This window comes from Pseudomonas sp. UYIF39 (assembly GCF_029963765.1).
Classification (GTDB): domain Bacteria; phylum Pseudomonadota; class Gammaproteobacteria; order Pseudomonadales; family Pseudomonadaceae; genus Aquipseudomonas.
Genome location: NZ_JALBYU010000002.1, coordinates 228854 through 250352 on the forward strand (window position 1 = coordinate 228854; position 21499 = coordinate 250352).

24 protein-coding genes and 1 pseudogene are annotated in these 21499 nt (G+C 58.7%); 8 read left to right on the forward strand and 17 right to left on the reverse strand.

Annotation, left to right across the window (positions count from 1 at the left end; all coding sequences use genetic code 11):
* The first annotated feature begins 171 nt into the window (after positions 1 to 171).
* Positions 172 to 1029: an SDR family oxidoreductase gene (locus MO767_RS04000; RefSeq protein ID WP_282479493.1), complete on the forward strand. Its 858-nt coding sequence runs from the start codon at positions 172 to 174 to the stop codon at positions 1027 to 1029.
* Positions 1030 to 1080: 51 nt separating this feature from the next.
* Here the strand turns inward: MO767_RS04000 and MO767_RS04005 are convergent, their stop codons facing one another.
* From MO767_RS04005 to MO767_RS04035, 7 genes are all read right to left on the reverse strand, one after another.
* Positions 1081 to 1815: a hypothetical protein gene (locus MO767_RS04005; protein WP_282479494.1), complete on the reverse strand. Its 735-nt coding sequence runs from the start codon at positions 1813 to 1815 to the stop codon at positions 1081 to 1083.
* 80 nt (positions 1816 to 1895) lie between these two features.
* Complete coding sequence (locus MO767_RS04010) at positions 1896 to 2636, reverse strand: hypothetical protein (RefSeq protein WP_282479495.1); 741 nt, start codon at positions 2634 to 2636, stop codon at positions 1896 to 1898.
* A 57-nt stretch (positions 2637 to 2693) separates the two neighbouring features.
* Complete coding sequence (locus MO767_RS04015) at positions 2694 to 3074, reverse strand: RidA family protein (RefSeq protein WP_003229509.1); 381 nt, start codon at positions 3072 to 3074, stop codon at positions 2694 to 2696.
* 24 nt (positions 3075 to 3098) lie between these two features.
* The gene (gene spoT, locus MO767_RS04020) at positions 3099 to 5204 is read right to left on the reverse strand and encodes a bifunctional GTP diphosphokinase/guanosine-3',5'-bis pyrophosphate 3'-pyrophosphohydrolase (RefSeq protein WP_033059343.1); all 2106 of its coding nucleotides are present in this window, start codon (positions 5202 to 5204) and stop codon (positions 3099 to 3101) included.
* A gap of 56 nt (positions 5205 to 5260) precedes the next feature.
* Positions 5261 to 5524, reverse strand: coding sequence for a DNA-directed RNA polymerase subunit omega (gene rpoZ, locus MO767_RS04025; protein WP_007894670.1), 264 nt, complete (start codon positions 5522 to 5524; stop codon positions 5261 to 5263).
* Positions 5525 to 5691: 167 nt separating this feature from the next.
* Positions 5692 to 6312, reverse strand: a complete 621-nt coding sequence (gene gmk / locus MO767_RS04030; protein ID WP_046045040.1) for a guanylate kinase — start codon at positions 6310 to 6312, stop codon at positions 5692 to 5694.
* Positions 6313 to 6324: 12 nt separating this feature from the next.
* Positions 6325 to 7188 (reverse strand): YicC/YloC family endoribonuclease, encoded by an 864-nt coding sequence (locus MO767_RS04035; RefSeq protein WP_282479496.1) that lies wholly within the window; start codon positions 7186 to 7188, stop codon positions 6325 to 6327.
* Positions 7189 to 7457: 269 nt separating this feature from the next.
* On the opposite strand from MO767_RS04035, the gene rph reads away from it, so the two are divergent.
* Positions 7458 to 8180 carry a ribonuclease PH gene (rph, locus tag MO767_RS04040; protein WP_010465211.1) on the forward strand — a complete coding sequence of 241 codons (723 nt, stop codon included), beginning with the start codon at positions 7458 to 7460 and terminating at the stop codon, positions 8178 to 8180.
* A 28-nt stretch (positions 8181 to 8208) separates the two neighbouring features.
* A complete protein-coding gene (locus MO767_RS04045; RefSeq protein ID WP_282479497.1) occupies positions 8209 to 8577 on the forward strand; it encodes a DUF4870 domain-containing protein in 369 nt (122 codons plus the stop codon).
* A gap of 81 nt (positions 8578 to 8658) precedes the next feature.
* On the opposite strand, the gene MO767_RS04050 is transcribed toward MO767_RS04045, so the two are convergent.
* Complete coding sequence (locus MO767_RS04050) at positions 8659 to 9438, reverse strand: exodeoxyribonuclease III (RefSeq protein ID WP_007934608.1); 780 nt, start codon at positions 9436 to 9438, stop codon at positions 8659 to 8661.
* 82 nt (positions 9439 to 9520) lie between these two features.
* On the opposite strand from MO767_RS04050, the gene pyrE reads away from it, so the two are divergent.
* Complete coding sequence (gene pyrE, locus MO767_RS04055; RefSeq protein ID WP_282479498.1) at positions 9521 to 10165, forward strand: orotate phosphoribosyltransferase; 645 nt, start codon at positions 9521 to 9523, stop codon at positions 10163 to 10165.
* Positions 10166 to 10237: 72 nt separating this feature from the next.
* Here the strand turns inward: pyrE and MO767_RS04060 are convergent, their stop codons facing one another.
* The 7 genes and pseudogenes from MO767_RS04060 to coaBC form a co-directional block, all read right to left on the reverse strand.
* On the reverse strand, positions 10238 to 10621 hold the full coding sequence (locus MO767_RS04060) for a hypothetical protein (RefSeq protein ID WP_282479499.1): 384 nt from the start codon (positions 10619 to 10621) through the stop codon (positions 10238 to 10240).
* Positions 10608 to 11180 carry a hypothetical protein gene (locus tag MO767_RS04065; protein ID WP_282479500.1) on the reverse strand — a complete coding sequence of 191 codons (573 nt, stop codon included), beginning with the start codon at positions 11178 to 11180 and terminating at the stop codon, positions 10608 to 10610. Before MO767_RS04065 ends, MO767_RS04060 begins: the two co-directional genes overlap by 14 nt.
* A gap of 17 nt (positions 11181 to 11197) precedes the next feature.
* Positions 11198 to 11407 (reverse strand): hypothetical protein, encoded by a 210-nt coding sequence (locus tag MO767_RS04070; RefSeq protein ID WP_282479501.1) that lies wholly within the window; start codon positions 11405 to 11407, stop codon positions 11198 to 11200.
* A 189-nt stretch (positions 11408 to 11596) separates the two neighbouring features.
* Positions 11597 to 12502, reverse strand: a complete 906-nt coding sequence (argB, locus tag MO767_RS04075) for an acetylglutamate kinase (RefSeq protein ID WP_008007602.1) — start codon at positions 12500 to 12502, stop codon at positions 11597 to 11599.
* Between the two features lie 25 nt (positions 12503 to 12527).
* A pseudogene (locus MO767_RS04080) lies at positions 12528 to 13931 on the reverse strand (phosphomannomutase/phosphoglucomutase); the annotation flags it as partial.
* 235 nt (positions 13932 to 14166) lie between these two features.
* The gene (gene dut / locus MO767_RS04085; RefSeq protein WP_140675509.1) at positions 14167 to 14622 is read right to left on the reverse strand and encodes a dUTP diphosphatase; all 456 of its coding nucleotides are present in this window, start codon (positions 14620 to 14622) and stop codon (positions 14167 to 14169) included.
* Between the two features lie 5 nt (positions 14623 to 14627).
* A complete protein-coding gene (coaBC, locus tag MO767_RS04090) occupies positions 14628 to 15836 on the reverse strand; it encodes a bifunctional phosphopantothenoylcysteine decarboxylase/phosphopantothenate--cysteine ligase CoaBC (protein ID WP_008150165.1) in 1209 nt (402 codons plus the stop codon).
* A gap of 136 nt (positions 15837 to 15972) precedes the next feature.
* Here coaBC and radC point away from each other — a divergent pair, with 136 nt between their 5' ends.
* Positions 15973 to 16647: a DNA repair protein RadC gene (gene radC, locus MO767_RS04095; RefSeq protein WP_282479502.1), complete on the forward strand. Its 675-nt coding sequence runs from the start codon at positions 15973 to 15975 to the stop codon at positions 16645 to 16647.
* A gap of 48 nt (positions 16648 to 16695) precedes the next feature.
* Here radC and MO767_RS04100 read toward each other — a convergent pair whose 3' ends face one another.
* A complete protein-coding gene (locus MO767_RS04100; RefSeq protein ID WP_282479503.1) occupies positions 16696 to 18282 on the reverse strand; it encodes an ABC transporter substrate-binding protein in 1587 nt (528 codons plus the stop codon).
* Positions 18283 to 18728: 446 nt separating this feature from the next.
* Here MO767_RS04100 and rpmB point away from each other — a divergent pair, with 446 nt between their 5' ends.
* Together rpmB and rpmG are read left to right on the forward strand one after the other, a co-directional pair.
* On the forward strand, positions 18729 to 18962 hold the full coding sequence (gene rpmB / locus MO767_RS04105; RefSeq protein ID WP_007894701.1) for a 50S ribosomal protein L28: 234 nt from the start codon (positions 18729 to 18731) through the stop codon (positions 18960 to 18962).
* A gap of 11 nt (positions 18963 to 18973) precedes the next feature.
* Positions 18974 to 19129, forward strand: a complete 156-nt coding sequence (gene rpmG / locus MO767_RS04110) for a 50S ribosomal protein L33 (protein WP_007894709.1) — start codon at positions 18974 to 18976, stop codon at positions 19127 to 19129.
* Between the two features lie 115 nt (positions 19130 to 19244).
* Here the strand turns inward: rpmG and MO767_RS04115 are convergent, their stop codons facing one another.
* Positions 19245 to 19607, reverse strand: a complete 363-nt coding sequence (locus tag MO767_RS04115) for a cupin domain-containing protein (protein ID WP_095126919.1) — start codon at positions 19605 to 19607, stop codon at positions 19245 to 19247.
* 238 nt (positions 19608 to 19845) lie between these two features.
* On the opposite strand from MO767_RS04115, the gene MO767_RS04120 reads away from it, so the two are divergent.
* A complete protein-coding gene (locus MO767_RS04120; protein WP_282479504.1) occupies positions 19846 to 21339 on the forward strand; it encodes an aldehyde dehydrogenase in 1494 nt (497 codons plus the stop codon).
* The last annotated feature ends 160 nt before the right edge of the window (positions 21340 to 21499 follow it).

Consider the following 21499-nt stretch of genomic DNA (forward strand, 5'->3'; position numbering starts at 1 on the left):
AGAAAAACGGTAAATGCTCTTCCAGGCCTCGTAAGGCCGAGAACAAAAGTGGCGGGCATTATTGCAATTAATTCTTGTTAACAAAAGTAATAGCGTCTCTTTTTTTCCTCCATTGCTAGCTGCTCATCCATTACGGGGGCTAGTCTGTACCTTTCCTGAGGGAGTTTTCTGATGTCCGCGCCTTCTGTTTTGATCGCCGGTTGTGGTGATGTCGGCAGTCGTTTGGCCACGCAATTATTGGTTTCGGGGTGGGAGGTTCACGGCTTGAGGCGTGACATCTCGCGCCTGCCCGAGGGGGTAATTGGCGTTGCCGGTGACTTGTTCAATGAAGACTGTCCAGCGACCTGGCCAGTCGGTGCGGTGGATTACCTGGTGTATTGCGCGGCCGCCACCGATCACGACGAGGCGGGTTACCGCGCCGCTTATGTGCAGGGTTTGCAGTACGTGCTGGAATGGCTGAGCGACTACGGGCAAGTGCCTGATCGACTGCTGTTTGTTTCCAGCAGCAGTGTGTATGGCCAACAGGATGGCGAGTGGGTCGATGAGACTTCGCCTGCTGTGCCCGCTGGCTATTCAGGGCGTGTGATGCTGGAAGCCGAGCAGATTGCCCTCAATAGCGGCATTCCGGCCAGCATTGTGCGTTTAACCGGTATCTATGGTCCCGGCCGTGAGTGGCTGTTGACCCAAGTTCGCCGGGGCTATCGCGTTGCGGTCGATCCGCCGTTGTATGGCAACCGTATTCATGCAGACGACGCGGCGGGGCTGATGGCCTGCTTGCTTGAGGCGGACCGACGTGGCGTGGCGCTGGATGACGTCTATATCGGCGTCGACGATGCGCCTGCGCCGCTGGCCGAAGTGGTGGGCTGGCTACGTGAATACCTGGGTGTGACCGATTGGGATGACGACGCGAGCGTGCGGCGCACTGGCAGCAAGCGCTGCAGCAATGCGCGGGCCAAAGCCGTGGGCTGGACACCGAAGTACCCAAGTTACCGCGAAGGTTATGCCGCGATACTTGCCCAAGGGGCTTGAGCTGATCGAGCCTCTAAACAACAGGTGCCTGCGGGCGCCTTTGTTTTTGGGTCATTGTTTTTCCAGCAGCCACTGGCGTGGGCCGGGGGTGAATTGGGGGATTTCGTCTGGCCGGGATTGATTGATTGCCTGGAAAATCTCCAATTGCTTGCCTTTGCGAACGAAAATCCATGTGTCACTCAGGTCACCCGTGCCCAGATACAAGGTGTCATTGCCTGCGCCTTGACTGGCGCAATCACCGTCCAGGCATAACTCGTATCGATCGGTTTTCGGTATCCCCGAAACGTGACCATCTGCCGTAAACACGACTATTTGGCCTGCTTCGTGACCGCCGATAATTTTCCACTGCCCGCCCAGATAAGCGGCGTTCAGGGCATTCCTGAAGGTGTTACCCCACCTTGTCCCCGTTTTGGCGGTCTTGCTGGGGCGACTGAACACCTGCTGGGGTACGTACTTTTTGGCCAGTTGGGTCAGTCGCTTACCATCCAGGCGCAGCTCGTCAGTGCCGTAGCCGTTGTAGTCGACGGTCCAGGCAATGGGTGACTTTTGCAGCAGTTGGCCTTCACCCATCTCAAAACCGCTGCTCACTTGCGCCTTGCCGGTGTGGGTGTTGATGTCCCATTCCAGATTCCGGCCATGGGTGTTTAAGGATTCATGTAAAGACTGGCCTTGGGCCGCTGCATCGATGGCCGCCTGATTGATCCAGATACCGCTGATATCCGTTTCTGCGGGCATAGAGGTGCAGCCGCCGAGCAGCAATAGGCCAAGGATAAGCAGTGGACGCATGATCAATCCTTGAGCGGGGGGCAAGGAATTCGACGGTGCAGGCTAAAGAAAAAGGAGCCCGCAGGCTCCTGTATTCTGTATCACTGTTTTTCCAGCAACCACTTGCGATCACCCGGGGTGAACTGCGGCATTTCATCCGCCTGTGCGGTGTTCACTGCCTGGAGGATTTCCAGTTCCTTGCCCTTGCGCGCAAAGATCCAGGTGTTGCCCTGACCATTGGCCTGTAGCCACATGTTGTCATTGCCGCCGCTCATCGACGCGCAATCACCGGCCAGGCACAGGGCATAGCGATCCGTCCCCGGCAGGCCGGCAACCTGGCCGTCAGCCTGGAATTGCACGGTATTGCCTTCACCGGGACCGCTGACGACTTTCCAGCTGCCGCCCATGTAGGCCGAATAAAGCGCGCGCTCGAAGCTGGCGCCGATGGGTGCGCCGTCTGGCACCTGAACCTGCGCGCGGTCAAAAGTTTGCTCCGGCTCATTGTCGCTGGCGACCTGGCTCAATTGCTTGCCGTCACGCTTGAGCTCACTGCTCGAGCTGCCATAAAAGTCGATTTTCCAGGCGCCGGACTGTTCGCCCAGCAGCTTGCCGTCGACATTTTCAAAACCGTTGGTGTAGCGGGCCTGCCCGGCCTTGGTGTTGACGTCCCATTCCAGGTTCGGGCCATAGGCCTGGAGCGCTTCGCGCAGGGGGCCGCCTTTGGCTGCTGCATCGATCGCCACTTGATTGATCCAGGTGCCGCTGATGTCACGGTCGGCAGGGTTGCTGGCACAACCGCCCAAGAGTAGGGCGACCAGCGAGAGAGCTAGCGCTTGGCGCATGGTGGAATCCTTTCAAAGCAAGATCGGCGCAGCCTTTAGAAGGCTGCGCCGGACACATTACTCGATGACCAGAATGGCATCCATCTCAACCTGAGAACCCTTTGGCAGGGCCGCTACGCCGATCGCGGCGCGAGCAGGGTAAGGCTGGTCAAAGTACTTGCCCATGATCTCGTTGACCTTGGCGAAGTGGCTCAGGTCGGTGAGGAAAATGTTCAGTTTGACGATGTCCTTGAACGAACCGCCAGCGGCTTCAGCCACGGCTTTGAGGTTCTCGAATACCTGGACGGTCTGGGCTTCGAAGCCTTCAACCAGTTCCATGGTTTTTGGGTCCAGAGGAATTTGACCCGACATGTAAACGGTGTTGCCAGCCTTGATCGCCTGGGAGTAAGTGCCGATGGCGGCCGGGGCCTTGTCGCTGGTGATAACTGTTTTGGTCATGAATGACTCCTTGTAATGAGTGGCTTACGCACGCATGCGAGTGATGCGAATCACCCCGGTCAGGGCGCGCAGTTTCTTGATCACGCGGGCCAGGTGTACGCGGTCGTGCACGCTGACCACCAGTTGGACCACGCTGATGCGACCATCGCGTTCGTCCATGCTGATTTTTTCGATATTGCCGTCGGCCGCGTTGACGCTGCTGGCCAGCAGAGCGATCAGGCCGCGCTGGTGTTCCAGCTCGACGCGCAGCTCGACATTGAATTCGCCGGTGACATCCTTGGCCCACGAGAGCTGGATGCATTTTTCCGGGTTGTGGCGGATTTCGCTGATGTTGCGGCAGTTGTCCAGGTGCACGACCATGCCTTTGCCCGCGGACAGGTGGCCGACAATCGGGTCGCCCGGGATCGGTGTGCAGCACTTGGCGTAACTGAGTACCAAGCCTTCGGTGCCGCGAATCGCCAGCGGGCCTTCCGCGCTCGGCAGCTGTTCTCCTTCACCAAGCAGTCGGCGGGCGACCACATAGGCCATGCGATTACCCAGGCCGATGTCTTCGAGCAGGTCTTCGATCAGTTCCAGGCGGTACTCGGTGAGCATCGCCTTGACGCGCTCGGCCGCGACTTTTTCCAGCGAGCTGTCGAAGCCATTCAGCACTTTGTTCAGCAGGCGTTCGCCGAGGCTGATGGATTCGGAGCGGCGTTGCAGTTTCAGCGCATGGCGGATGTGGGTCCGCGCCTTGCCGGTGACCACGAAGTTGAGCCACGCCGGATTCGGTCGTGCCCCGGGGGCGCTGACGATCTCGACCGTGGAGCCGCTTTGCAGCGGTTCGGACAGCGGTGCGAGACGTCGATTGATCCGACAGGCAATGCAGCTGTTGCCCACGTCGGTGTGCACCGCGTAAGCGAAGTCGACCGCCGTGGAGCCTTTGGGCAGCTCCATGATCCGGCCTTTGGGCGTGAACACGTAGACCTCGTCCGGGAACAGGTCGATCTTCACGCTCTCGATGAATTCCAGCGAGTTGCCGGCCCGTTGCTGCATCTCCAGTACGCCTTTGACCCACTGGCGGGCGCGGGCGTGAGTACCTTTTGGCTGCTCGTCGCCACTGGACTTATAGAGCCAATGGGCGGCGATGCCGTTGTTGGCCATCTCTTCCATTTCACGGGTGCGGATCTGAATCTCGATCGGTACACCGTGCATGCCGAACAGCGTGGTGTGCAGCGACTGATAGCCGTTGGCCTTGGGGATCGCGATGTAATCCTTGAAGCGCCCCGGCAACGGTTTGTACAAATTATGCACAGCACCCAACACGCGGTAGCAGGTATCGACCTTGTCGACGATGATCCGGAACGCATAGACGTCCATGATCTCGTTAAAGGCCCGACGCTTGCCGCGCATTTTCTTGTAGATGCCGTAGAGGTGTTTCTGACGACCGCTGACCTCGCCCTGAATGCCGTCGATGGCCAGGCAGTGGCTGAGTGATTCTTCGATCTTGTTGACGATTTCCTTGCGGTTGCCCCGGGCGCGTTTGACCGCCTGGTTGATCCGTGCGGAACGCATCGGGTGCATCGCCTTGAAGCCGAGGTCTTCGAATTCTATGCGGATGGCGTGCATGCCCAGCCGGTTGGCGATAGGCGCATAGATTTCCAGGGTTTCCTTGGCGATTCGTCGGCGTTTTTCGCCGGACAGGACTTCCAGGGTACGCATGTTGTGCAGGCGGTCAGCCAGTTTGACCAGGATCACGCGAATGTCGCGGGCCATGGCCATGGCCATTTTCTGGAAGTTTTCGGCCTGGGCTTCGGCTTTGGTTTCGAAGTTCATCTGGGTCAGTTTGCTGACCCCATCGACCAGTTCGGCCACGGTTTCGCCGAATTGCGCTTGCAGCGCTTCCTTGGCAATACCGGTGTCTTCGATCACGTCATGCAGCATCGCAGCCATCAGGCTCTGATGATCCATGTGCATGTCGGCAAGAATATTCGCAACCGCGAGTGGGTGCGTGACGTACGCCTCACCGCTACGGCGGCGTTGGCCGTCGTGGGCTTGTTCGGCGTAGAAGTACGCTCGGCGGACCAGGTTGACCTGGTCCTTGCCGAGGTAGGTCGATAAGCGATCGGCAAGGGCGTCTATGCTCGGCATGATGAATCCTGCCGTTCGCTGTGATCCCGCGCCGTGCTACGTCGACCAGGCATGGCTTAGACTGCCTCGTTGGACTCGTCCTCGAACGCTGCGAACAGCGGTTCGTCTTCGACGATTTCAGCGTTGGCGATGAACTCGTAGCTCATCAGGCCTTCAGCGATTTCACGCAAGGCTACAACGGTAGGCTTGTCGTTTTCCCACTGAACCAGTGGCTCTTTGCCGCCGGTGGCCAGTTGACGGGCACGCTTGGTAGACAGCATGACCAGCTCAAAGCGGTTTTCCACGTGGTTTAGGCAATCTTCAACGGTTACGCGGGCCATGGTATTCCTCGGAGCGAATGCAATATGCGCGCTGCCCGGTTGGGCGAGCGGACTCAACAGTTTAAAAAATCACCAGCGATTAGGGAAGCGCTGATTTTTTGACCAAGCCCTTCAACGCGCTGCAAGTGCCAATGTAAAGCCCTTGCAACGGTTTTGGGAAGAGCTGTTTAGCCGAGCAATTCGGCCAAAAGTTTTCCGTTTCGCTGCTGTTGACGCTTCTGATGCAGCTGATTGGCACGGAAAATCGCCTGCAAATCGCGCAGCGCGTGGGCGAAATCGTCGTTGATGATCAGATAATCGTAGTCGACGTAGTGGCTCATTTCGCTGACGGCTTCGCGCATCCGGCCTTCGATGATCTCGTCGCTGTCCTGGCCGCGATTGGTCAGGCGCTGGTGCAAGGCTTGCAGCGACGGCGGCAGAATGAAGATCGAACGGGCCTGGGGCATCAACTTGCGTACTTGCTCGGCGCCTTGCCAGTCGATTTCAAGAATCAGGTCGTGACCTTCATCCAGGGTTTGCTGCAAATGGCTTTGCGAGGTGCCGTAGAGATTGCCGAACACTTCGGCACGCTCGAGGAAATCCCCATGTTCGATCATCTTCACGAACTCGCTGCGTTCGACGAAGTGATAGTTCACGCCGTTCACTTCACCGGGGCGCATGGCGCGGGTGGTGTGGGAGACCGAGACGCGGATCTCCTGATCAGCGTCGGTCAGGGCCTTGACCAGGCTGCTCTTGCCCGCGCCCGAAGGTGCGGAAATGATGTACAGGGTGCCGGTGCTGTGGGTCATGTCAGGGTTGCCTTACTCAATATTCTGCACTTGTTCGCGCATCTGCTCGATCAACACTTTGAGGTTGACCGCCGCCTGGGTGCTGCGCGGGTCGAAGGCTTTGGAGCCCAGTGTGTTGGCTTCGCGGTTGAGTTCCTGCATCAGGAAGTCCAGGCGCCGACCGGCAGCGCCACCGGATTTGAGCACCCGGCGAACTTCGATGATGTGAGTGCTCAGGCGATCCAGTTCTTCGGCGACGTCGCTCTTTTGCGCGAGCATGACCATTTCCTGTTCCAGCCGCTGCGGGTCCATCTCGGCCTTCATGTCGGCGAAGCGGTCGAGGACTTTCTGGCGCTGGGTGGCGAGCATCTGCGGGACCAGTCCACGCAGGGTCACCACGTCTTCTTCAATGGAGGTCAGGCGATCATTGATCAACCTTGCCAGCTCCGCGCCTTCGCGCTCGCGGCCAGCCTTGAGCTCTTTCAGACCTTCGTTGAACAGTGCCAGTGCTTCGGCATTCAGGGCTTGCGGGTCGGTTGCGTCGCCCACCAGCACGCCGGGCCAGGCCAGGACTTCCAACGGGTTCAGCGCGGCCGGATTCTTGATCAGGCCGGCGATGGTCTCGGCGGCGGCGACCAATTGGGCGGCGCGTTCGCGGTCCACTTGCAGTGGTTTGTCGGTATTTTCTTCGGTGAAGCGCAGGGTGCATTCGAGCTTGCCCCGGGAGATACCCTGGCGCAGGGCTTCGCGGACGGCGCCTTCGAGGTCGCGAAAGGACTCCGGCAGGCGCAGGTGCGGCTCCAGGTAGCGGCTGTTGACCGAGCGCAGTTCCCAGCTCAGGGTGCCTTGGGCGCCGGCTTTTTCGACGCGGGCGAAGGCGGTCATGCTGTGCACCATGGAGGTACCTCGCAATGCAGGTTCATGCGTTACCAAAGGTTTCGCAGGCCTGATCTATATGAATTTAAGCCCAGAGGCAGCAAAGGCGCAGGATTGTAGCGCAGTGGGGCGAATGCGCCCAAACACGCGGAGTGACAAAGGGCTGCAGGTCGTCGGCAAAGCGCTGTTCAGGGCCTTCAGTCGTCGGGGGATTTTTTAGAAGTGCCCACTCGTGGCCCTGCGGCTCTATAATGCTCCGCAGTTTTCCGTCCTCCGTACAGGTATTCCCTATGAAACGTCCAAGTGGTCGCGCTGCCGATCAGCTCCGCTCGATCCGCATTACCCGCAACTACACCAAACACGCCGAGGGATCTGTACTGGTCGAGTTCGGTGATACCAAAGTCATCTGCACCGTCAGCGTCGAGAACGGCGTGCCGCGTTTCCTCAAAGGTCAGGGCCAAGGCTGGTTGACCGCCGAATACGGCATGCTGCCGCGCGCCACTGGCGAGCGTAACCAGCGTGAAGCGAGCCGCGGCAAACAAGGCGGCCGCACCCTGGAAATCCAGCGTCTGATCGGCCGTTCCCTGCGCGCTTCGCTGGACATGTCCAAGCTGGGCGACGTCACCCTGTACGTCGACTGCGACGTGATCCAGGCTGACGGCGGCACCCGCACCGCGTCCATCACCGGCGCCATGGTTGCACTGGTCGATGCCTTGAAAGTGATCAAGAAGCGCGGCGGCCTGAAAGGCGGCGACCCGCTGAAGCAAATGATTGCTGCCGTATCGGTGGGCATGTACCAGGGTGAGCCGGTACTCGACCTCGACTACCTGGAAGACTCGGCCGCCGAGACCGACCTGAACGTGGTGATGACCAGCACGGGTGGTTTCATTGAGGTTCAGGGCACTGCCGAAGGCGCACCGTTCCAGCCGGAAGAACTGAACGCTATGCTTGAGTTGGCGAAGAAAGGCATGACCGAAATCTTCGAGCTGCAAAAGGCTGCACTGGCCGACTGATCGGACTGCTCCACGCAAGGAGGACGCCATGAGTGACGAGCAACAGTTGCTTCCCACACCGAGCAAAGAGGTTCGGCAGTGGGCAATGTTTTGTCACCTGTCCGCCTTGCTGGGGATCTGGGTTCCGTTCGGTACGCTGATCGGCCCGCTGATTCTCTGGCAGATGAAGCGCGAGATGGACCCGTTCATCGATGCTCAAGGCAAGGAGGCGCTGAACTTTCAGCTCACCGTCGCCATTGCCTCCGCCATCTGCTTGCTGCTGATGGTGGTGATCGTCGGGTTCTTCCTGTTCGGTCTGTTAGCGATCGGTGCGCTGGTGCTGACGATCATTGGTGGCGTGAAGGCCAATGAAGGGGTGCCTTACCGGTATCCATTCACCTGGCGGTTGATCAAATAATCACCTCGTTTCCTGTAGAAATGAGGCGCGCACAAAAAAGCCGACACTGATGTCGGCTTTTTTGTGTCTGCGAAAAAACGCTTAGATGGTCAGCGTCCAGTCGTAGTCCACGATCAGCGGCGCGTGCTGCGAGAACCGTGGCTGACGAGGCAAGCGCGCGCTACGTACGAAACGGCGCAGACCCGGCGTCAGCAACTGATAGTCGAAACGCCAACCGAGGTTGAGCATTTCAGCCTGTTCGTTATCCGGCCACCAGCTGTACTGGTCACCTTCACGGCTGACTTCACGCAGGGCATCGACATAGCCCATGTTGCCGACAATCTCGTCCATCCAGGCACGTTCAGGTGCCAGGAAGCCCGGGGATTGCTGGCTGTCACGCCAGTTTTTGATATCCAGCTTTTGTTGCGCCACGTACAGCGAGCCACAGTAAATGTACTCGCGACGTTTGCGTCGCTGTTTATCCAGATAACGGGCGAAATCGTCCATTAGCTTGAACTTCTGGTTCAAGTCTTCATCGCCGTTCTGCCCCGAAGGGAGCAGCAAGGTCGCGATGCTGACCTTATCGAAATCGGCTTGCAGGTAGCGCCCGTAGCGGTCGGCCGTCTCGAAGCCGAGACCGCTGATGACTGCCTTCGGTTGCAGCCGCGAATACAAAGCCACGCCACCTTGGGCGGGAACTTCGGCTTCGCAGGCATAAAGGAAGTAGCCATCCAGTTGGAAGGCTGGATCGTCCAGTTCAAAGGCGGAGGCGCGGGTGTCCTGCAGGCAGATGACGTCGGCATTCTGTGCTTGCAGCCAACTGAGCAACCCTCGCTCCACTGCAGCCTGAATACCATTGACGTTCACACTGATGATCCGCATAAATGGCCCCAAAAATCGCGTGCGTGTATGATACACGGCGTCAACCTAATTAGCTAAATCCGTGGTATTTGGGGTTTTTTTCATGCAAGCGTATCAGCGCGATTTCATTCGTTTTGCCATCGATCGCGGCGTTTTGCGCTTCGGCGAGTTCACCCTGAAGTCCGGACGCACCAGTCCTTACTTCTTCAATGCCGGCCTGTTCAACTCGGGCTCGGCCCTTGCGCAGCTGGGTCGTTTCTATGCGGCGGCCATCGTCGAGAGCGGTATTCCGTTCGATGTATTGTTTGGCCCAGCGTACAAAGGCATCCCTTTGGCGGCGACCACCGCAGTGGCCCTGGCTGAACATCATGACCGAGATTTGCCATGGTGTTTCAACCGCAAGGAAGCCAAGGCTCACGGCGAAGGCGGCAGCCTGGTCGGCGCACCGTTGACCGGCGACGTGCTGATCATCGATGACGTGATCACCGCAGGCACTGCAATCCGTGAAGTGATGCAGATCATCGCTTCCCAGGAAGGTGCGAAGGCTGCGGGCGTGCTCATCGCCCTGAACCGTCAGGAGCGTGGCAACGGCGAGTTGTCGGCCATCCAGGAAGTGGAGCGTGACTTCGGCATTCCGGTGATCAGCATTGTTTCGCTGAACCAGGTGCTCGAATTCCTGGCTGACGATCCGCAGCTCAAGCAACACCTGCCGGCGGTTGAAGCCTACCGCGCGCAGTTCGGCGTCTGACCATAACCCCACAGGGTTGTGTAGGCCAAAAAGACCCCGCTCAGTCGGCCTGAGCGGGGTCTTTTTTTGCCGTCAGCGAAGCCTTCGCCATTTCCCTATCAGCTTTAGCGCCACCCCGAGGTTGAACAGCGCAAGCACCATCAGTGCAAACACAACCATCACGTAAAGTGTGCGATCTACGTCAAAGTCCCAAAGATTCAGCGTGCTGCTGACCATGATTTTCACGGCGGCTGGCAAGTTGACGTAAAACAGCGCCAGGAAGGCGCTGGTCAGAGGGAAGGCGCAGGCGAACAAAACGTTCGTTACCTTTTTTCGACTACGTTTTCTGGCGAGCGGGCCAGATTGGCTTTCATCCAGCTCCAGTGCTTCATGCAGCCTCCGCCACGCCAGGTTGAACATGAAGGTGGTCAAGGTCAGCAGCAATCCACTGACCGCCACGACGTCACTGAACGGCATTGATCCCCAGCGTTGCGCAGAGCAAGTTGTGGGAATCCTCACTGATCTCGAATTGCCCGGCACTGCCTTTACGTTTTGTGATGGGTTTGAAGGTCGGTTCGTTCTGCGTGATCAGCATGTTCAGCTCATCACGAATGACGTCCGAACTGATTACCACCAGGTACACCGTCTGCGCATGTTCCGCAGACTCGATCACGGCTCGCATGCTGTGCTGCAGAATATCGTCCAGCTGATTGCGAAAGCGTGAAACCGTGTTTTTCAGCAGGGTTTTGCTTTGGCTCTGGGTCAGCTGAAATATCGTCGATATCTGCGATTCGGTCGGCAATGTCTGCCCGAAGTAGCTTTGAATCAGATACAGCAAGCGGTCCTGTTTCGCTTCATCGGCCCGACTCGGCATGCCGCCTTCAACTAGCATTTTCAAGTATTCGGTCAGGCTCGCCTTGGCGATACGCTGTAAGGCATGAGCGATTTCGCTGTCGGAAATTTTCAGGGTCTTTTTGACCGGCTCCTTCTGCTCCTGCTCGAAAGCCTGGGCGTCGATCGTGAACGAGATCTGCATGGCTGAGTCTCCCGTGATCACTTACCGGATTTTGGATAAGGGTCGTCCGTTGCGTCTCCTTGGCCGCTGAGGATTTTCCAGCCGTTTTGTACGTGCAATGAATCCAGGCGTTGCGGGCAGGGCGGCAAGGATTTTTTCGATTGGTTGGAATATTCGTAGCCGCAGTCGGCGCATTCGTAGGTGCCTGCGGAAACGTCGCTGCCGTAAGGTGCGTAAACTTTTTGCATGGGGTAGTTCTCCTGTGGATACAGGGAAGATCCTATGCAGATTGATTCCTTTGTGATGTCAGACGTTTCGCTTAATCAGGTCAGGCATTTCCTGCACGAATAAAAAAGATCGCAGCTTTCGTCAGCTCCTACGGAATATTCGTACATCCATAGGTGCTGCTGAAGGCTGCGATCTTTTGCGTTTTTGAATCAGTGACGCTTGCGATTGCTGATCAAGGTCCCCACACCGGTGTCGGTGAAGATTTCCAGAAGAATCGCATTCGGCACCCGGCCATCGATGATCAACGAGCTGCCCACGCCACCTTGCACGGCTTCCAGCGCGCAACGGATCTTTGGCAGCATGCCGCCGTAGATGGTGCCGTCGGCGATCAAGTCGTCGACCTGTTGGGTGGTCAGGCCGGTCAGGACTGTGCCCGACTTGTCCATCAGACCGGCGATGTTGGTCAGCAGCATCAGCTTTTCAGCTTTAAGCGCTTCGGCGACTTTACCGGCCACCAGGTCAGCGTTGATGTTGTATGACTCGCCGTTGGCGCCGACACCGATTGGCGCGATCACCGGGATGAAGTCACCTTTGACCAGCAGGTTCAGCAAGTCGGTGTTGATCCCAACCACCTCGCCGACCTGGCCGATGTCGATGATTTCCGGTTGAGTCATCTCCGGCGTCTGGCGCGTTACGGTGAGCTTTTTCGCACGAATCAGCTCGGCATCTTTACCGGTCAGGCCGATGGCGCTGCCGCCATGACGGTTGATCAGGTTGACGATGTCCTTGTTGACCTGGCCGCCGAGGACCATTTCCACCACGTCCATGGTTTGCGCGTCAGTCACGCGCATGCCATCGATGAAATGGCTCTCGATCGACAGGCGCTTGAGCAGGTCGCCGATTTGCGGGCCGCCGCCGTGAACCACCACCGGGTTAATGCCGACGGCTTTCATCAGGACGATGTCGCGGGCGAAGCCGGTTTTCAGCTCCTCGCTTTCCATCGCGTTGCCGCCGTATTTGATCACCAGCGTCTTGCCGACATAGCGGCGAATGTAAGGCAGCGCTTCGGACAGGACCTTGGCGGTGTTGGCGGCGGCTTCGCGTTCGAGGGTCATTCAGGGCTCCGGGTGCTTCAGAAGATCAAAACGGTAATTGGAGATCAGGTGCAACACGCTTCAACTGGACGTGGAAAACATCCTTGATGCGCTGCAATTCCGCCTCGTCATCGGCCTCGAAGCGCAGCACCAGCACCGGTGTGGTGTTGGACGCGCGCACCAGGCCCCAGCCTTTGGCGTAGTCGACTCGCACGCCGTCAATGGTGGTCAGGTCGGCGCCTTCGCCCCACTTCGCGTCGTGCAGTGCATCAATGATGCTGAATTTGCTCTCTTCGGTCACATGGATATTGATTTCCGGCGTAGAAATATCGTTCGGGAAGGTCGCAAACAGCTCTTCCGCGGTGGATTTTTCTTTGCTGAGGATCTCCAGCAGACGCGCAGCGCTGTAAATGCCGTCGTCGAAACCGAACCAGCGTTCCTTGAAGAAGATGTGCCCGCTCATTTCGCCGGCCAACAGGGCGCCGGTTTGTTTCATTTTCTTTTTGATCAACGAGTGACCGGTCTTCCACATGAGCGGACGGCCGCCGTATTCCTTGATCAGCGGCGTCAGGCGACGGGTGCATTTGACGTCGAAGATGATCTCCGCGTCAGCGTTGCGCGCCAGCACGTCACGGGCGAACAGCATCAGCAAGCGGTCCGGGTAAACGATGCTGCCGGTGTTGGTCACCACGCCGACGCGGTCGCCATCGCCGTCGAAGGCCAGGCCGAGGTCAGCGTTGGTTTCCTTGACCTTGGCAATCAGGTCCACAAGGTTTTCAGGCTTGCCCGGATCCGGATGGTGATTCGGGAAGTTGCCGTCGACGTCGCAGAACAGCGGGATGACTTCGCAGTTCAGGGCTTCAATCAGTTGCGGGGCAATCACGCCGGCCGCGCCGTTGCCGCAGTCGACCACGACTTTGAGGCGACGAGCCAGTTTGATGTCCTCGACGATTTCGGTGTTGTAGCGGTCGAGGATCTCGACCTTGGTGATGCTGCCCTTGCCGCTGCTCAGGTTGTTGGTCTTGAGGCGTTCGTGCAGGGCCTGGATCTGTTCGTTGGCCAAGGTGTCGCCAGCGATGACGATCTTGAAGCCGTTGTAGTTCGACGGGTTGTGGCTGCCGGTGAGCATCACGCCGGACTTGCCGGCCAGTACGTTGGCGGCGTAGTACAGCGCAGGCGTTGGCACCAGGCCGACGTCGCTGACGTGGCAACCGCTGTCGGCGAGGCCTTTGATCAGTTGTTCGACCAGTTCCGGACCTGACAGGCGACCGTCACGGCCGACGGACACGTTGGGTTCGTCCTGGGCCAGGCTCTGGGAGCCGATGGCGCGACCGAGCCAATAAGCGGTTTCAGCGTTCAAGAATTCCGGGACGGTGCCGCGAATATCGTAGGCGCGGAAAATGCTGTCGGGGAACTTGGGTGCGACTTGGGCTGGGCTGCTCATTACTGGAAATGCTCCATCTCGAAGGGTGGCAGGACCTGCTGCGAAGAACTCGTCGACAGGCTCAAACTGAAGGGTATGACGTCGTTTTCCACTGAGAGTTCGTGGTGTGCAAAGGCCATGACCCCGACATCAGCGTTTAATGGAACGGCCAATGCCTTGATTTTCAGTGATAAACCATTCAGATGAACTTTGTGTAGTTCAGTGCAAAACCTGTGGGAGCAAGCCCGCGCCCACAAAGTCATCAATGGCTGCCGGAATGCCCGAAACCGCCAGTGCCGCGCTCGGTTTCAACGAACTCTTCGACCATCTCGAAGTGCGCTTGAACCACCGGCACCAAAACCAGTTGAGCCAAACGCTCGCCGACCACGATGTTGAAGTCGGTCTGGCCACGGTTCCAGCACGACACCATCAGCGGGCCTTGATAATCAGAGTCGATCAGGCCGACAAGGTTGCCCAGCACGATGCCGTGCTTATGGCCCAGGCCCGAGCGCGGCAGAATCAGCGCCGCCAGGCCTGGATCGCCGATGTACACCGACAGGCCGGTAGGAATCAGCAAGGTTTCGCCCGGCTTGATGACGGTGTCTTTTTCCAGCATGGCGCGCAGGTCGAGGCCGGCGGAGCCTGGCGTGGCGTACTGCGGCAGCGGGAAATCGGTACCGATGCGAGGGTCGAGGATCTTGGCTTGCAAAGTGTGCATGTAAATTAAACCTGGTTCAGACGTTCGGCGATAAAAGTGATCAGCTGGCGAGCAATCTTGCTCTTGCTGGTCTGGGCGAAAAGTGTGGCGTGTAGCTGGCGGTCGATTACGCTGCAGGCGTTTTCTTCGCTGTTGAAGCCAATGCTCGGGTTTGCGACGTCGTTGGCGACGATCAAATCGAGGTTCTTGTCTTTCAACTTGCGGGCAGCGTAATCGAGCAGGTGTTCGGTTTCAGCGGCGAAACCGACACTGAACGGACGGTCAGGGCGGGTGGCGATGGTGGCCAGAATGTCCGGGTTACGCACCATCTGTAGCAACAAGCCGTCGCCGTTCGTAGGGTCTTTCTTGAGTTTCTGTGGGGCGACGACTTCCGGACGGTAGTCCGCGACCGCTGCCGAGGCGATGAACAGGTCGCAAGGGATCGCGGCTTCACAAGCGGCGAGCATGTCGCGGGCGCTGACCACGTCGATGCGGGTGACGCGATCCGGGGTCGGCAGGTGCACCGGGCCGGTTATCAGCGTTACGCGGGCGCCGGCTTCCACTGCGGCCTCGGCCAGGGCAAAGCCCATTTTTCCGGAGCTGTGGTTGGTGATGTAGCGCACCGGGTCGATGTTTTCCTGGGTCGGGCCGGCGGTGATCAGCACGTGTTTGCCGGTCAGCGCCTGACGCTGGAAGCAGTCCGCCGCACACTGAGCGAGGTCGGTGGCTTCGAGCATGCGGCCCATGCCGACATCGCCGCAGGCCTGGCTGCCGGAGGCCGGGCCGAAGGTTTTCAGGCCGCGGCTTTCGAGGGTTTGCAGGTTGGCCTGGGTGGCCGGGTCGCGCCACATGGCCTGGTTCATCGCCGGGGCAACGGCGACCACGGCGTCGGTGGCCAGCACCAGCGTGGTCAGCAGGTCGTCGGCAATGCCTTGGGCCAGGCGGGCAATGAGGTCCGCGGTGGCGGGGGCGATCAGCACCAGGTCGGCCCATTTGGCCAGCTCGATGTGGCCCATGGCAGCTTCGGCCGCCGGGTCGAGCAAATCGAGGTGGACTGGATGCCCGGACAAGGCCTGCATGGTCAGCGGTGTGATGAACTCGCTGCCGCCGCGGGTCATGACCACGCGCACTTCGGCGCCCTGGTCGATCAAGCGGCGAACCAGGTCGGCGCTCTTGTAGGCAGCGATACCGCCGCCGACGCCCAGAACGATGCGTTTCCGATACAGCCGCTGCATAGGTCTGCCTTTCATTTCGTTGATGACTGCATGGCGATACCCCCTCCCCAGGGATGAAATCGCCCGCAAAAAAGATGGGCTACGATATCACAGCGACCGCTACGGAACAGCGGCGCCCACAGACCAGGGAGGTGCTATGAGTATTCGCGATTGGCCCGCGGCGGAACGGCCGCGGGAGAGGTTGCTTGAGTTGGGCTCGGGGAGCCTTTCAGACGCCGAATTGCTGGCGATTTTTTTACGAACCGGCGTGTCGGGTAAAAGCGCGGTAGATCTGGCGCGACACCTGTTGAATCAGTTTGGCAGCCTGCGCTCACTGCTCGAGGCCGATCAGGAAGCGTTCAGCAGGCAATTGGGGCTCGGGCCGGCGAAATTCGCTCAGTTGCAAGCGGTCCAGGAAATGAGCCGGCGGCATTTGGCCGAACGTGCGCGCCAAAAATCGGCGCTGGAGAATCCGCAGGCGGTTCGTGATTACCTGAAGTCAATGTTGCGCCATGAGCCTCACGAAGTGTTCGGCTGTCTGTTTTTGGATTCCAGGCATCAAGTGCTGACCTTTGAAGTGCTGTTTCGCGGATCCATCGACAGCACTAGTGTCTATCCGAGACAAGTGGTTAAACGCGCGTTGGCCCACAACGCCGCAGCGTTGATCCTCTGCCATAACCATCCGTCGGGCAATACCAACCCCAGTCAAGCCGACCGAGTGCTGACCAAGCGCCTGCAAGAGGCGCTGGATTTGATCGATGTGCGGGTGCTCGACCATTTCATCATCGGTGACGGCGATCCGCTGTCCATGGCCGAGTACGGGTGGATGTGACTGGGTGCCGGAATTAACTGAGTCCCACAGGTTTTGTGGCGACGCCGACTACTTGATGATGACCTTCGAGTAATCCTGGCGGCCGAACGGGCTCACTTGATACCCCTCAACGTCCTTGCGCGTCAGCGCGAACGCCGTCGGGTGCGCTAGCGGCAGCCACAGCGCCTGCTGCTGGATCTGTGCCTGGGCCTGTTCGTAGAGCTTGGTACGCACACCTTGCTCGCCGGTGGTCTTGCCGGCGCTGATCAGCTTGTCCAGGTCCTGGTTGCAGTAGCGTGCGAAGTTAGTGCCGGATTTGACTGCGGCGCAGGAAAACTGCGGCGTGAGGAAGTTGTCCGGGTCACCGTTGTCGCCGGCCCAGCCCATGAACAACAGGTCGTGTTCACCGGCTTTGGCGCGGCGAATCAGCTCGCCCCATTCGATCACCCGAATCTCGGCCTGGATGCCGATTTCCGCGAGGTCCGATTGCAGCATTTGAGCGCTGAGGCTCGGGTTCGGGTTGAGCAGACTGCCAGAAGGTCGGGTCCAGATGGTGGTCTGGAAACCGTCCTTGAGCCCGGCCTTCGCCATGAGCGCTTTGGCTTTTTCGACGTCATGCGGATAACCCGGCAGGCCTTTGGCATAGCTCCAGGTGTTCGGCGGGTATGGACCGTTGGCAGGTTCGGCGGTGTCTTCGAACACGGCTTTGACGTAGCTGGCCTTGTCGAACGCGAGGTTGATCGCCTGGCGCACTTCAGGCTTGTCCAGCGGCGGATGCTGGCTGTTGATACCGACGAACGCGGTCATGAAGGCGTCAGTCTTTTCCACTTTCAGGGTCGGTTCTTTCAGCGCGGCCTGTACGTCCAGAGGCTTGGGCGACAGGGCTATCTGGCACTCGTTTCGGCGCAATTTCTGCAAGCGCACGTTGGCGTCAGGGGTGATGGCGAAAATCAGCGGATCCACCGAAGGCTTGCCGCGGAAGTAGTCCGGGTTGGCCTTGTAGCGGATCGAGGCATCTTTCTGGAAGCGCGTGAAGATGAATGGCCCGCTGCCGATTGGCTGGCTATTGAGCTTCTCCGGGGTGCCGGCTTTCATCAGTTTGTCGGCATATTCGGCGGAATAGATCGAGGCGAAGCCCATGCTCAGGGTGGCAAGGAAGGTCGAGTCCGGGTGATCGAGGGTGAAACGCACGGTCAGCGGGTCCAGTGCGTCGATCTTCTTGATCAGCGCCGGCAACTGCATCGACTGCGCGTGCGGGAAGCCGCTCTGGGCGACTTTGTGCCAAGGGTTTGCCGGGTCGAGCATGCGGTCGAAGCTGAATTTCACGTCTTCGGCGGTCATGTCGCGCGACGGGCTGAAGTACTCAGTGCGGTGGAATTTCACCTGCGGGTGCAATTTGAAGACATAGGTCAGGCCGTCGGGCGTGACTTCCCAGCTGTCGGCGAGGCTGGCGACCACTTTGCCGCTGGCGGTATCGAAGTCCACCAGACGGTTCATCAGCACGTCGGCCGAGGCGTTGGTGGTGGTCAGCGAGTTGTATTGCACCACGTCGAACCCTTCCGGGCTTGCCTCAGTGCAAACGCTCAGAGCGGCGGCATGGGCCAATGGGCTCAGCAGAAGAGGGGCGAGCAACAGCGGTAGGGCAGCGAGGCGCATGGTCGGATTCCTTTACAGATCGAAGGCCCATCTGCAAGTGCAGTCTGGAAAAGGCTTACCCTAGTGGGCTCTTTTGTAAATGACTATCCCCTTTTTCATTTTAAGGGGACTATGTGCGACTGTTTTCGGTGAGTGCAGGCTGAGAAAAATCCTGAATCGGTGTGTTGGCCGGTTCTCTGCGACGAGCGGTCTCTATCGACGAGAGCCTTTATCCAAGGGGCTCGAAGCCCGGAAAGCGGGGTTTTTATCAAGTCTGTTCACACGGAATGTTGTTGCTCTCCAGTCTTTCTGGTATAAAGCAGCGCTCTTTTCTAGGGGCCCGGTTCCTTCACTGTAGGTGTAGCCGGTAAGACCTCTAAAGAAACGCGGCGCCTGGCGCCAAATGACTGAGAGATTAAGCGGCCAACCCATGCCGGGTTGGGCATGTGGTTTTAGAGGGCTGAGGCATGTCGAGAGTATGTCAAGTTACCGGTAAGGGTCCGGTGACTGGGAATAACATTTCCCACGCAAACAACAAAACCCGTCGTCGTTTCCTGCCGAACCTGCAGCATCACCGCTTCTGGGTTGAAGAAGAGAAACGTTTCGTGCGTCTGCGCGTATCTGCCAAAGGCATGCGTATCATCGACAAGCGTGGCATCACTGTCGTGCTGGCCGAAATCCGCAAAGCTGGCAAGATCTAAGGGAGCTAATCATGCGTGAATTGATTCGTTTGATTTCGAGCGCCGGTACTGGTCACTTCTACACTACCGACAAGAACAAGCGCACTACTCCGGACAAAATCGAGATCAAGAAATTTGATCCGGTTGTTCGTAAGCACGTGATCTACAAAGAAGGCAAAATCAAGTAATTGATTTTTCCGACTTACGAAAAAGGCCCGTATCGCGAGATACGGGCCTTTTTTGTTGCCTGTAGATAGGCGTTACCTGTCAGGGCCTCTTCGCGGGCCCAAGCAGCTTAAGTCTTCAGGCCTTCTGTTCAAACACCACATAGATCTTGCGGCACGGTTCCAGCACCTCCCAGGTGCCTCTGAACCCGGCCGGGATCACGAAGCGATCGCCCACGCGCAGGGTCTTGCCGTTGCCTTCGTTGTCGCGCAGCACTGAAACCCCCTGAACAATTTCGCAGTATTCATGCTCGGTGTAGTTCACATGCCACTGGCCGACTTCGCCTTCCCAAACGCCTGCGCTCATCTGGCCGCAAGGACTGTTGTAGTGGTTGTACACTGCTTGTTCAGGGTCGCCCTTGAGGACTTTCGCCGGGTCTGGCCGATAGCGATCGGGCTGGGTGGTGGCCTGGCTGAAGTCGACGATGTCCTGGATGCTCATTGTTGTTATCCCCCGTGATTGCGGCGCGGTTGGTTGGAAAGTCCAAAGTCTATGTTTATTAAAATGAACATCGCAAGGCCGTTTGCCGGCCTCGTGTCAAATATATTGAAACTTCACCTGCCGCTGGTTTAGGGTGGCGGTTGCCTTGGGCCGAAAAAGCAGGCTGGCCGGGCAGTATTCCTGAGGACGCCCGCGAAGAACGCGGGGCGCTCGTATTCAACAAGAGGAGGACACTCGAATGACCACCCTGACTCGTGCCGATTGGGAACAACGGGCTCGCGATCTGAAGATCGAAGGCCGCGCCTACATCAATGGCGAATACACCGATGCTGTCTCTGCCGAGACCTTCGAGTGCATCAGCCCGGTCGATGGCCGTCTGCTGGGCAAGATTGCCAGCTGTGACGCCGCCGACGCCCAGCGCGCTGTTGAAAACGCCCGCGCCACTTTCAATTCCGGCGTCTGGTCGCGCCTGGCGCCGACCAAACGTAAAGCCGCCATGATCCGTTTCGCCGGCCTGCTGAAACAGCACGCCGAAGAGCTGGCCCTGCTTGAAACCCTGGATATGGGCAAGCCGATCAGCGATTCCCTGTACATCGACGTTCCAGGTGCGGCGCAAGCCCTGAGCTGGAGCGGTGAAGCCATCGACAAGATCTACGATGAAGTGGCCGCGACTCCCCATGACCAGCTGGGTCTGGTGACCCGCGAACCGGTCGGCGTAGTCGGCGCGATCGTGCCGTGGAACTTCCCGCTGATGATGGCCTGCTGGAAACTCGGCCCGGCGCTGTCCACCGGTAACTCGGTGATCCTCAAGCCATCCGAAAAATCGCCGCTGACCGCCATCCGCATCGCCGCGCTGGCCGTCGAAGCCGGTATTCCGAAAGGCGTGTTGAACGTCCTGCCAGGCTACGGTCACACCGTCGGCAAGGCCCTGGCCCTGCACAATGATGTGGACACCCTGGTGTTTACCGGTTCGACCAAGATCGCCAAGCAACTGCTGATCTACTCCGGCGAATCGAACATGAAACGCGTCTGGCTCGAAGCCGGCGGCAAGAGCCCGAACATCGTGTTCGCTGATGCACCGGACCTGCAAGCTGCCGCTGAATCGGCTGCCGGCGCCATCGCCTTCAACCAGGGCGAAGTCTGCACCGCCGGCTCGCGCCTGCTGGTGGAGCGTTCGATCAAGGATAAATTCCTGCCGCTGGTGATCGAGGCCCTCAAAACCTGGAAACCAGGCAATCCGCTGGACCCGGCAACCACCGTCGGCGCGCTGGTGGATACTCAGCAGATGAACACCGTGCTGTCCTACATCGAATCCGGCCACACCGACGGCGCCAAACTGGTGGCCGGTGGCAAGCGCATTCTTCAGGAAACCGGTGGCACCTACGTTGAGCCGACGATTTTCGACGGCGTCAGCAACGCGATGAAAATCGCTCAGGAAGAAATCTTCGGCCCAGTGCTGTCGGTGATCACTTTCGATACCGCCGAAGAAGCCATTGCGATTGCCAACGACACCCCTTACGGCTTGGCCGCAGCGGTGTGGACCAGGGATATTTCCAAGGCTCATCTGACTGCCAAGGCACTGCGCGCTGGTAGCGTGTGGGTCAACCAGTATGACGGCGGCGACATGACGGCCCCGTTCGGTGGCTTCAAGCAGTCCGGCAACGGTCGCGACAAGTCGCTGCATGCGTTTGACAAGTACACCGAGCTGAAGGCGACCTGGATCAAGTTGTAAGCTCAATACAACGCAGATCCTTTGTGGGAGCGAGCTTGCTCGCGATAGCGGTATGACAGTCGACGTCAATGTTGAATGTTGCTCCGTCATCGCGAGCAAGCTCGCTCCCACATTGCGTTGTGCGGCGGTTAAAAAATAACAATCCACAGGAGCGTGGGAA